The 13383-nt window shown below is 39.8% G+C and carries 4 protein-coding genes; all 4 read right to left on the bottom strand.

Features of this window, described 5'->3' with window-relative positions; translation table 11 throughout:
• Nucleotides 1-20: 20 nt before the first annotated feature.
• Nucleotides 21-2795 (bottom strand): SusC/RagA family TonB-linked outer membrane protein, encoded by a 2775-nt coding sequence (locus BY457_RS14020; RefSeq protein WP_258176742.1) that lies wholly within the window; start codon nt 2793-2795, stop codon nt 21-23.
• A gap of 141 nt (nt 2796-2936) precedes the next feature.
• On the bottom strand, nt 2937-4883 hold the full coding sequence (locus tag BY457_RS14015; protein WP_106153985.1) for a RagB/SusD family nutrient uptake outer membrane protein: 1947 nt from the start codon (nt 4881-4883) through the stop codon (nt 2937-2939).
• 12 nt (nt 4884-4895) lie between these two features.
• Entirely contained in the window at nt 4896-8072 is a 3177-nt protein-coding gene (locus BY457_RS14010; RefSeq protein ID WP_106153954.1) for a SusC/RagA family TonB-linked outer membrane protein, read from the bottom strand.
• A 936-nt stretch (nt 8073-9008) separates the two neighbouring features.
• A complete protein-coding gene (locus BY457_RS14005) occupies nt 9009-12935 on the bottom strand; it encodes a response regulator (RefSeq protein WP_258176741.1) in 3927 nt (1308 codons plus the stop codon).
• Nucleotides 12936-13383: the final 448 nt, after the last annotated feature.

Here is a 13383-nt window from a genome sequence, read left to right as displayed (position 1 = left end):
TAATTTTAAACTTTTCCTTTTTAGAATACTGCTTTAACACCAATATTATAGAATCTTGTTTGTGGTGCTTCTGTGATTTCTCTCTCTAATATTTCTTGTTCGGGAGAGATGGTCAACAAGTTAGAACCACCGATGTAAGCGGAAAATTCCTTGAAAAAGATATTCTGTAACACACTTTTTGGCAGATCATAAGTAATCTGAACTTTAGCAATATTAAAACGATCTGTACTATACAACCAGAAGTCGGAATTGCGGAAGTTATTACTTCCACTTTCTGTCGTCAACCTTGGGAAAGTAGCTGAACCGTTTGTTTCAGGGGTCCAACGACCACGTACAACTTCTGAATACTTACGATCACCATAAACCCAATGATAAGAATCATCCTTCATGGCATAAGCTCCAAAATAACCTGTTCCCAAAGCAAAAAATGTAAAATTCTTCCACTTTGCAGTAATATTTACCCCCATTGTAAAAGGGTTTCCATACCATCCAGCTTGTCCCAGAAAAATCTCATCCTTCTCATCAATAACACCATCGTTATTTTGATCAACATATTTAAGGTCCCCTGGTTTAATGTTGCCACCAAAAGTTTGAGTAGGAGAGTTATCTACATCAGCCTGGTTCTGGAAGAATCCAGCATTCTCGAGTCCCCAGATAGCATCAACAGCCTTCCCCTGACGTTTTTGATAATCATTTTCATAAGCGATATCATCACGCTTGGTGGCCTCAGTAGTATAATAAGTTCCTGAAACACCCAGGGTCAGATCTACATCACCAAGGCTCTCCTTATATTTCACACTAAAATCCAAACCTGTACGCTGATCATCATTAAAATTAACATTGGGAACGAACGAAGCTTCAGGATAATAGGTAAAGAAATAATTAGGGAAAACGCCCATAGGCTCTGTTATCAATCCTTCCATGGTATTGATAAAAAATGAGGCATCTGCAGTAATTGTATTCTTCCAAAGAGATGTTCTGAGATTAGCAGAAAGCTCTTTGCGTTTCACAAATGTCAGATCTTCGTTTTCCCCCTGAATAGAATTCGTTGAACGCTCGGAAGCACCATCATACCATCCCCACCAGGCACCATCGGACTGATTAAAGTTTCCTGCATATTCATAAAATCCTTCAATACTCATATCAGTGTGCAAAACACTTCCCGACACACTCAACATCAAATCATCAACAACAGAAGAACCGGAAAGGAAATCCTCCTGACTCAGTCTCCATCCCAATGTTGCTGAAGGCGAAAAGGCATTACGATTACCCTCTGCAAATTTTGCGGAGTGAACAACGGATCCACCTAGGTCAACATAATATTTCCGGTTCATGTTGTACCCGAGCTGAATACCAACATTCGCATTAGCTACACTGTGATACACCTCTGATTGTGTTTGCTGATAGCCATTAGCGACAAGCATTGCAGAGATATTATGGGTGTCGTTGATCGTAGTGGCATAATCAAACCAGCCTGAAAAAGCAATTGTTTGAAAATATTCTTCTCCATTAAAATCGGGCTCACCAGATTTCTCATCACTTCCTTCCTGAGTCAACTCTGCAATAACATCTTCTCCATTGTAATTATACCAGGATGGGACAAACACTGCATACTCATTACTATAGGAAGCATTGTAAGAAGTAGAATAATCTACGGCAAACAGTGTATGAAAAGAAAGACCATCCATTAAGTTCTGAAGATCGAAGTCCAGACCTGTATCAAATTGAAACTGCCGACTATTGTACTTATTATATCCACCTGCATAAGCATCTGCAAAAGCATTGGTCATTGCCACACGCGAACCACCCAGAAAATACTGACCATCAACAATATTCAAGCTATTATCAATCATTGGCCATGCACTCAATGCATTCTTATCAATATAACTGGTTGGAATCAAAGGAGCAACCCTGTTCGGCCGCATTGTTGAAGCATACGTCCAGTAATTATCAACATTTTCGTCATCATCCGGATCACTATCAGTATAATTAATCCCCCTTGATGAATAAAATGTAGCATTTGCATTTACATGTGCGTCGATAAAATCGTTAAGCTTAATATCTACATTTCCACGGATATTCAAACGTTCATCATAGTTATTCGCGGCCTCTCCAAAATTGAGGACGTCTCCTGTACGCGAATACCCGATATTACTATAATACTGTGCACGATCATTTCCACCAATCAACTCAGTGGTCACATCTGTTCGGTTATAAGCTTTCTGAAGATAATCTGATGAATAGAAATCTACATCGGGATAGCGATATGGATTGTTTGCCGAAGCATGATTGAAAATATCTTCGTCGCTGAATGAGACACCTTTACCATCATTGACAGATGCTTCATTGAACAAAGTCATGTATTCTGCAGATCCCAAATATTTTGGGTAACTTTTTGACACATGAAACCCTGTATTTGCTCTGACATTCACTTCCAGGGGCTGATCCTTACCACGCTTTGTTGTGATGTTGATGACCCCTTTGGCTGCACGACTACCATATAACACAACTGCCGAAGCACCCTTCAGGAAAGTGATTTCATCTATTTCTGTGGGCAAAATATTATCGGCAGCACGAGGCACACCGTCAACCAGCACTAAATGGTCATCCATACCCCACAAGGAATTCCCATTCCAACCACCAATGTAGCCTTCCATGCTTTCCAAACTATAAGTATGATAGTTTTTCTTTAACAAGTCTTCCACATTGACAACTGAAACACCCCCAAGAAGGTCATCCTTCGAAACCTCCCGAAAAGCTACCTGGACCATGGAGTCCTGTTTCTCAATATTCATTGAATCAGTTTCATTTTGTGCTGTTGTCTGAGCCTTCATAAAGAAAGGCAGCAAAACAAACGTTGCACATAAAATGAATCTTATTTGTATATGTTTCATTGTTTATTTCTTTGATAAATTACACTACATTTCTTTTTTGATTTACCATCCGGGATTCTGTTCGAATTCAGGATACATCGAAGTGTCAGAAATCTTCAGCGGTAGCCAATAGTGCTTTTTCCCAAATTGGCGGGTAAGTATTAACTCTTCACGGAAATTTGACACTCTGGCATCCCGGGGATCATTCTCTTCAAAGAAAGTTTCGTCTTCAACCCGATCAAATTCCTGAGATGTTTTAATATTGTATGGCTCCTCTGTTAACAACAACCATCTGCGCAAATCATTAAATCTGAAGCCTTCGAAAGACAGTTCCACTGCACGCTCCCGACGGACTTCATCAAGAAACAACTCTGTACTTCCGGTAAAAGCTGCTGCAACATGTCCGGCACCAACACGATCACGTAGTGTGTTAATGGCCTCCTCAGCTGATTTTGCAAAATTAGAGGCACTGTAAGTTGCCCCACCAACTGCACCGGCAGCTTCGGCATACATCAAATAAATATCGCCCAACCGCATATAGGGAAGGTAAACATGGAGGTTTCCTGACCAGTTGTAAATTCCATCATATTTGTTAGCCGTATGTGGAACCAGCTTTTGAATGAAATATCCTGTGCGGCTACCATTGCTGGCCTGACGCATAGTGCCTCCTGTATGTAATCCTGTATATCTGAGATACTCCATATCTGCAGGCATAGATCCGTTTACATACTGAAAACCATCAAAAACAATATCATGATAGAAACGTGGATCACGATCCTTAAATGGGAAGTTCGGATCAAACCCTGACTCCGGATCATCCAAAGGAAGGCCATTCGCCATACCGTAATAATTCACATAATTGGCTGTTGGCTGATGGATGATATTGTCGTGCTCAACAAGTCCCTGCACTTTGGGTCCGAAAGTTTTCGATGTTCCCCAGTTACTTCCGTTGGCATCCGGGGAGGGACCACGAAAAATTGCTTCCGTAGAACCTGGCATCAACCAGTTCTGTCCGGTAGTATAAAAAATATCACTGTATTTGGAGGTTGCACCGGCAGCTGCTTTATGATTGTATATATCCTCATAATTAAATTCAGCCAAAGAGTACTGTGTCTGTCCGCTCTCCACCAGATTTAGCAATTCTCCAAATGCTTCGGCGGCTTGGGATGCATAATCTGTATTATAAGAATAAGTCAGACTTCCGCCGGTCTGTGCTCCATTTTCCATCAACGGACTTGCTGCCCATAAATAGTTCTTACCGAGATAGCCAAGAGCCATGATTTTATTTACCCTAAGCTGGTTTTTACCAGAAGTCTGACTACCCGGACGAGTATTATCCCAGTTAATCGGCAGCAAATCTGCGGCCTTCCTTAAATCTGCACCTGCCTTATCAGCACACTCCTGATAGGTCATTCTTGGCAAAGTAAGTTGCTCGCCGGCAGGCAATGCTTCTTCTATATAAGGCATTCCACCAAAATACTGCATCAATTGAAAATGCCACCATGCCCTGAAGAAATACAACTGACCTTCAATCAAATCCCTTTCTTCAGCTGTTGCATCGGTCATCAAATCAAGATTAGCCAGCCCGATGTTTGCCTTACGGATAGAATACCACGCATGAGGCCATATGGCATGATTAAATTTATCGGTAGATGTGGGATCTGCATTATCCTTATCAAGCCAGCTGCCGTTTTGGGCCAGTCTGCCTGCCTGCCAGGACCAGAAATTACCAATATCTATCTGATTCACCATATGCCAATCGGCAGCAGGATTCATAATCTCGTCCTCTCCCCAGTTCCAGGAAGTGGTCCAGTACGATTTCTGCTTGTCGGGAATACAATTGTAAATTTCCTCAATGAAACCCTGAAAATTCCTAAAATTCTTAAACGCCACTTCCTCAGAGATCAATACCTCTTCCTCTTTCTCAAGGTAATCTTCACAAGAGGTAGCGCTAAAGAGCATTACCAACAATGTGCTTCCCCACAAAAGTGTTTTATATAACTCTTTCATTTCCTTCATATTTTACAAGGTTATTTTTACTCCAAAATTGTATCTTCTCATCATTGGATAAGCACCCTGACCTCCTGCGCCGGCAAAATTCGACTCCCGGTCATCAGGCATATCCGACCATACCCATAAATTATTTCCGTTAACAAAAAGTTTCAACGACTGAAAACCAATTCGCTTAATCCAGCCTTGGTTATCGAAAGTATAAGCTATCTCCGCATTCTTCAGTCTGACATAGGATCCATCGAACAAGAACTGAGTTCCGGAATGGTAGCTGGGAGTTGACAGCCAGCGAGGTACAACAAGATCTGCATCCTGGGTATCCTGAGACCACCATGTGCCAATATCATATACGTTGTTCAGCTGACTTCCGAAACTATTGAGCGGAACATACCGCGTAACATTATTTACACCGTAGAACTGAACAAAACCACTGAATCCCTTCCATTCAAAACCGGCGGCTAAATTATATGTGTTTTGCGGTGAATTGGAATATCCATAAGGAACCTGATCCTCATTATCAATCACTCCATCTCCATTAAAATCAACGATTTTATAATCACCTACCAATTTGTATTCATCATTGGTATCATGAGGAGTAGTAGCATACAGTTCATCATAAGTATTTACAAAGCCTGCATCTATATAAGATCTGTTCTGACCGATGCTATACCCTGTATCCTTTTGATAATCGGGTAGAAGCTCGGGCTCTTCTGTTTGTATCACCTCATTTTCAGCATGTGTCCAGCTTATATTGGACCACAAACGAAGCTTATTAGGCAATACTTTATTGATTCGCAATTCAGCTTCATATCCATTCACATGAACCTCTCCAAGGTTGGCAGCCGGAGGATTAGCACCAAAATATGAAGGTACCGAACGGTCTTCTCCATAAATCAGAACATTCTCACGTTTATCCTGAAAGACATCAACACTACCAGCCAAGAGTCCTTTTAAAACAGCAAAGTCGGCTCCAAAATTGAGTTTCTTAACTGTTTCCCACTGCACATCAGGGTTCCCTAAAGCTGACTCACGATACCAGGTATAAGGGCTTTCTCCCTGATTTAAATCCATGGTCGTAACGCCACCATAAGCCCATATCGTTCTATAAAGCCCTAAGGCTTCAGCACTCTGACTAAATCCATCATCTCCAATTTCACCATAGGAAGCTCTCAATTTCAACATATCAAGAAACTCGATAGATTGCATGAAAGATTCTTCTGAAATCATCCAGCCCAAGGCGCCTGAACTAAAAAAGGAAAACCGATTCTCAACTCCGAACATATCGGAACCATTATAAGCACCGTTAACCTCTAAAAAGTACTTCGAATTATAATCATAGGTAGCTCTAAAAGCCCAGTCTTCCCGTTTAATAGGAATATATCCAAAACCTTCGGTTGTATTTTCTTCCCTGGTGAAAACACCCATTCCTGTAACATTATGATTCCCAAAACTGCGAGCCCAATCTAATTGCAGTTGATAATATACTTTCTGCTTAGTCAGGTTGGCAGTTCCAGCTTCAGAATTCCATAAAACAGGCTGCATGTAATCAAATTTATTATTGGCTTCAAAATCCTGCTTGAAATACTCAGCACCTGTATCGGGATCAATCCACTTAAAACGAGGATCATTGAACAAATCATTAACCCCTCTTTCTGTTTCAACAAAGGTATTATCCCAGGCAATAAGCCCTTTGAAATTTAATCCTTCGGTAACAAAATCCAACTCCTGTTCCAGAGTAAAATCCGTATTGATTCTGGTTGTAGTGGTAGTCATTTTACCAGCGTTGGCCAGATTAGACGCAGAATTGCTCACATTAGAAATATCGGGATAGAACCCCCAGGCTCCATCCGAATATTTAGGAAGAAATACATCTGGAGCAATATTGTAAGCACCGGCCCACCGTTGTGCAATGGCCCATTCATCATCAGTATTCTGGTCCCACGGGCTTTTCTTCTCTCCGTTAGAACCTGCGATATTCACTTTAAATACTGTACTGTTGGTTATTTGAAAATCAAGATTACTTCTTACATTCAAACGATTATAGCCATATCCTGATTCATAATTACGTCCATTTTCCCAGAGTTTAAAAATATCCCCTTCATGAACAAAGTCAGCTGCTGCATAATACTTCACAAAATCGGTACCTCCGCTAACCCCAAGATTTGCATTGTACGACATGGCATAATCCTTAAATATCGCATCCTGCCAGTCAACATTAGGATAGCGCTCTCTTTGAGCAACAGTTGTTTGATTACGATAATTTTCAATAACAGATGGAGGTGTCATATAATCCCACGAATCAGGATTCACTCCCAATTCATGCTCTACTGCTCTGTTTCTGGCGGTCAAAGCACCATAGGAATCCAGCTTATTAGGTAATTTTGAAGGAACCTTGAGGGTTACATCTCCACCGACTTCGATAAGAGCTTTTCCCTTTTTACCACGCTTAGTCGTTACCAGTATCACTCCATTAGCCCCTTTTACTCCATAAACTGCTGTTGCAGAGGCATCTTTTAACACAGAAATATTTTCAACGGAGTTAATATCCACACTTCCTAACGGGCGTTCAATTCCATCAACTAGGACTAACGGTTCACTATTATTCCATGAACTCGCCGAACGAATTAATATCTGAGGATCCTCCTCACCAGGCATACCTGAACTTGACATGGTAATCACACCCGGGAGATTACCCGTTAGGGCTGCCCCCACGCTGGATGTTCCACCGGATCGTTCCAGAACTTCTCCGGTTGTCTGGGTGATAGAGCCCACAATACTAGCTTTTTTCTGTTGTCCGTAACCAACTACGACAACATCGTCAAGGGCAATTGCATCACTTTCCAGGTTTACGGTAACAGTAGATTGTGCACTAACATCAATCTCCTGCGTCTTCATCCCAACAAAAGATACAACCAACACATTTGCATCCTGCGGAATATTCAGACTAAACCGCCCCTGCATGTCCGTAACACTACCATACGAAGTGCTTCCCTTTACAACTACGGTAGCTCCGGGAACAGTCTCTCCCTGAGCATCGAGAACAACACCACTTACAGTCTTCATATTCTGAGAGAATACTCCAAGACTCAGACAAAACATCATCAGGAAAACAACCCTTCGCAAATTGAAGCTCCAAAGGCTTTGTGACAAAGGGTTTGCCCGATACACATTTTCATTACTTTTTTTCATTGTAATTTTGGTTTATTATCATTTACAATTTCTATTTTTCAACTTAACCTGATTTACTCTGGTCACTTCCATTTCCCAGACTAAATGTTTCTTAGGTTTTCCATCAGATCTGCTTCGTTTTTTCATGGTCTATTTTTTAGGTTAAACTTTCTTCTTTTTACAATTCATATAAATCTGTTCTGTTCTATACTACACAAGATAGAGTGTTAACACTTGAAAACATTTCACAACAAAAGTAAGAGACTCGGGTTTCCACCTGTTTCAATTTGAGATATACAATTTTAAATTTAAGATATAACACCTTACAATCTGTATATCAAAATATTAACAACACTTCCAAACAGAAAAAACGAAATTACAGTTTGCCATAAATGGGGCCCATCCAGCAAGATTGTCAATTTTAATTTTCAGACACCCAGAACTACAACAGCCTCATTTAACACATCATAGAACAATCCAGTATATCTAAAACCTAAAAATGAGATTTGAAATAATTGCCCCAAAAAACAGGAGATAAGAATAAAAGCTGAAGATCAATTTTCACAAAAACCCCTTTAAGAATTGTAAACAAAACGATAAATAGCATCTCATTTTTTACACCAACATTCAATTTTTTCTACTTTGAATTAAGAGAAGAGACAAACAAAAGAAGAAATGAATAAGATAATCCGGACGGGGCAAGAATTTATTTCAGGCTCAAGCATAAGATCCGATTCTCATGATTTAATTAAAGAAAAGGGACATAATCCTTGCATTAATAAAGCCTGAAAGCTCACATCGCAGTTGGATTTTTTAATCATAAACTCGCGGTATCCACAGACAAAACAGTTCATTTGCCAATAGGCCCAATACATCAATGCCAAGATGATTTAGCAATCACCGGGAGCTATAAAAAAATTTAGATACTAAAACAAATGATATTGTAAAACCACTTGTTTATTTATTATCAATAAACTCAGTTGGAGATTTTTTATAAAAAGCCTTAAACACTGTACTAAAATAGGAAACGCTGGCAAAGCCGCACTTCTCACTAACTTCGGTAACTGAGTAGTCACCAGTTTTAAGGAGCTCACATGAATAATGTAACCTGACGGTTCTAATAAAATCGGAAGGTGATTGATCTGTCAGAGCTTTCATTTTTTTGTATAACAATGAAGAACTAACATTTAGCTCCGATGCAAATTCAGCCTTCCCAAACGAAGAGTTTGAAATATTGTTGTTTACCACCTCATAAGCTTTTTTAACAAACAAATCATTCAGTTCATTTTCAGTTAAGGGAGCAGAATGGTCGTTCTCCAGTAACCTCAAAGCCTTCTCCCTCACTATTCGCCGGTTTGTGAGTATGGTTTTAATTCTCCCCAGCAACAAATTAATATCAAAAGGCTTGGTAAGATAGGCATCTGCCCCCAGCCCCAATCCTTGCAGTTCAACAGCTTTATCTGTTAAAGCGGTCAGTAGTACAATTGGAATATGAGCTGTTTCATATTGACTCTTTAATATTTTACACATCTCAAATCCATCCATTTCAGGCATCATAATATCCGAAACGATTAAATCAGGGATGTTTTCAGATGCTTTGTCAAGACCCTCTTTTCCGTTGGCAGCTTCAAATACGTTAAAATAATCTCCAAGTGAAACCTGAAGAAAAGCTCTTAATTTTTCATTGTCTTCAACAACCAGAACATTCATTTGGTCATTTTTTTCCACTCCCTCATTGCCCGGTACAACCAGATCTTTATCATACAATGACTCAGCTCCATGAAAAACAGACTTTTCATTTGAGGTTTCCACCACCTCCTGGCCCAATTCTCTAACAGGAATATTAACCTTAAAGACGGAACCTTCATTTTCACGGCTTTCCACAAATATCTTACCTCCATGCATTTTTACATAATTCTTGACCATTAAGAGACCGATACCGGAACCAACCACCTCTGAATTAACCGCATTTTCACTCCTATAAAATTCCCTGAAAAGCTGCTTTTGTCCTTTCATGCTAATTCCAATTCCATGATCAGCCACACTCAGAATCCAGTTTTTTCTGACCTGGCTAATACGGATGTCCACCTGGTCTCCCTCATGAGAATATTTAATGGCGTTGGACAGTAAATTGTCAACAATCTTCTCCAACATCTCCACATCAACACCGGTTAAAAGTTCCTTCTGATCAGAGCTAAAATTCAATAAAATGCTTTTCCTTTTGCCATAAGATTCAAACATCAAAACTCTTTGCTCAATAAACCGCACCACATCTACCATCTTCAGGTGCAGCCGCGCTTTCCCTTTGTCCACCTTCTGAAAGTCAAGCAGCTGAGTGGCTACTTTTAGAAGATTCTTTATCTGATCATTGGCCAATGCCAAAAAATACCGTCCTTTCTCGGAAAGACCTGTCTCATCCTCAATTGCTTCAACCGGCCCGCTAATCAATGTAAGCGACGTTCTTAATTCATGAGCTGTATTGGTAAAAAACCTTATCTTCTCCTGAAAATGTATCTGTTGAATTAAATTGATGTGATAACGAAAGAAAAAATAGAACACACCTACAATTAAAAGTATTGCCATGGAATAAAACCACCAGGCTCTCCAGAATGGGGGCTCAATGACAATGGTCAGGCTGCGTTCATCAATAATCTGTGATAAAGAACTGTCAAGCATTCTGACTTTCAGCTCATATTCACCTCCAGGCAGATTGGCAAATGTCAACATCCGATTGGAGGCAGGCATGCTCCAATCTTCATCCATACCTCCAAGCTTCCAGGAAATCCTGGCTTGAGGATCTGACACACCTACAGGTAACAACTCAAAAGTGAGTGTATTTCTATTGTGTGCAAGAACTATTTCATTCAGGCTATCCACAGGTATTTTTAAATCAAAAACCGCACTGTCTCTGATTGTTCTTCCTGAAATAATAATGTCTTGAATAAAGATCTCTCCAACGACTTCCTGATTCCCCAGGTTTTCGGGATTAAACATCAGACCTCCCTGATTCGTTCCAAGCAATAGCTCCCCACTTGATAAAACAACTCCTGCATCCTGATTGAAGGAGGCATTTGAAAGAGACAGGACAGATGAGAAACTGGATATTTTCCCAGTATCTTTTGAAAATCGACACAAGCCACTTTCTGTTCCAAGCCAGTAATATTCATTTACTCTGGTAATACTATTCACAAAATTACTTGACAAGCCGTCACTTACTGTATATTGATCTGCTTCACCGCTTTCAAGATTGTAACTTACAAGCCCTCCTCCGCTGGTAGCGCACCATACAAGTCCGTTATCTATGAGAAAATCATGAATAATATAACCATTGAGCAAAACGTTTATTCCCCCCTCCTCGGTGTTCATCATTACCAAACCGTAAGAACAACCGAGTAAGATTTGATCTTCATCAATCTGCTCAAGCACATAAACAGGTTGAGAGCCATAACGCCTATACCTGCCTGTCTCACTTTCATAACGAACAACGTCTTCCACCACCCCGCCAATCCACAAATCCTCTCTCTTTCCAGCTGCAATATCAAAAATAAAATCTCCCACATCGCCGTTTTGAGCAGATTTGCCTCCGGGTTGCATTAGCTCATTTCCCGTCTCTCTATCAAAAACAAATATACCTGCCCCCCAGGTTCCTGCCCACATACGTCCCTGATTGTCCTCAAAAAGGGAAAGAAATACCCTTGCCTCTCCACTGGTATTCTCAAAAAAGGTGCTCCAGTTGTCTCTTTCTACATCCCACTTGCTGATGCCATTATTGGTGGCAAACCATATATTATTTTCACTATCCTCATAAACATCATTCACCACATTGTTTACAAGAGAGTTTGAATTATTGATCTGATGCTTTATCTCTTTTACAGTGCGAGCTGTCTGTTCATAAAAGGATACTCCCCCGCTATAGGTGCATATCCAGACTCTATTCTGTCTGTCCAGAAAAATGTCATAAACCCCGTTACCTGCCAACGAGTTTTGATCATCCACATCTTCCCTGTAAACATTCAGCACTTCTGTGCCTCTTTTATTCAATTCCCATACACCCTGACCATCGAAACCCAACAACATTGTACTATCTGTGTTGGCTTCAATAGCCAAAACCGGCTGATTAGGAAAATTGTTTATTTCAACAGACATTAACCGATCAAAACGAATATCATATAGAAATACATCGCCTGAATTGGTGCCAATCCACAAGTAGCCTGTAGCTTTATCAAAATAAAGCATTGACATTTGCATGGATGCACGATTCTCAAAGGTGTGTAAAAGTTCTGTTTTTCCTGATTCAGCCTCCACAATATGCAGACTTCCCGGGCGACCCAGAAAGAAATAATCCTCATCATACCACTCTACAAAATGCTCTTCCTGATCAGACTCACTCAGAAGATCGAGTTCGTTGTTTCCGGAATACTTATACAAGCCAAATGTGGTGGCAATAAAAAAGGTGCCGTCTTCATCAATGAGTGTATTCTGAACTACCAGATAATTATTATTCAGCACACTTCGCATATCCAAAGTCAGATCGAAACGATCAAATAAAGGATCATATTGAAAAAACTGACCGTTATTGGTATAAGCATACAGTGTAGAGTTCCTGTAGAGCAAATCCACACTAATTACATCCGGAGTTACATATGGTAACAAATACTGTCTTTTATCTTCCTCCGTAAACCTGTAAACACCTGCTTTCGAAGAAACCCAGATAAATCCTTTTTCATCTTCACATACCGAATTGGCTCCCCTTATAGAGATGTCATAGATATCATTAACATTATAAAAGACTTTATTTTGTGAAATGGCTGTAAATTCCACTCCCTGCAAAAGAAAGATCAGATTGATTATTAATAGTATTCTAAACATTTGTTTCTTTCTCATCTATAAAAAATTCTCTCTAATATAAAAATTTTATACTTCCCTCAATATCATTACAGCTATTGACAACCTCAAAAGTATTTAATTCTGTTTTAATCATCAATAAAACCCTAAATTAAATGTAATCTTTACTTTTCATTTTAATCAACCAGATTATCCAACCACATTCAAGAGTGACTTTCCCGATATTTCAGCCAACACGCTCACAATCATCCTTCATAAGGTCTCAAAATTATAGATTTCAGTCATAATGATTTCGAATTCAGCTACGGGCACAAATCGTTAACAAAAAAAAACAATACAACATTCCCAAACCACCAATAAACATCTCTATTTCCGGCTCCGTCTATTTTACTCAAATGACACACAATCAAAGATAAACAGCCAAATCAAAATATCCACATACTTAATAATCATATCTGAATTCCAAAATGGAAAATTAAAGTATAGG

Source organism: Marinilabilia salmonicolor, assembly GCF_003003035.1.
Lineage (GTDB): Bacteria > Bacteroidota > Bacteroidia > Bacteroidales > Marinilabiliaceae > Marinilabilia > Marinilabilia salmonicolor_A.
The sequence above is the reverse complement of the archived record's forward strand: the minus strand, read 5'-3'. Positions and strand labels throughout refer to the sequence as shown.

Bases quoted from the DNA above. Each gene is read 5' to 3' on its own strand.
- BY457_RS14020 (WP_258176742.1), bottom strand. From the start codon at position 2,795: ATGAATATTGAGAAACAGGACTCCATGGTCCAGGTAGCTTTTCGGGAG.
- BY457_RS14015 (WP_106153985.1), bottom strand. From the start codon at position 4,883: ATGAAAGAGTTATATAAAACACTTTTGTGGGGAAGCACATTGTTGGTA.
- BY457_RS14010 (WP_106153954.1), bottom strand. From the start codon at position 8,072: ATGAAAAAAAGTAATGAAAATGTGTATCGGGCAAACCCTTTGTCACAA.
- BY457_RS14005 (WP_258176741.1), bottom strand. From the start codon at position 12,935: ATGAGAAAGAAACAAATGTTTAGAATACTATTAATAATCAATCTGATC.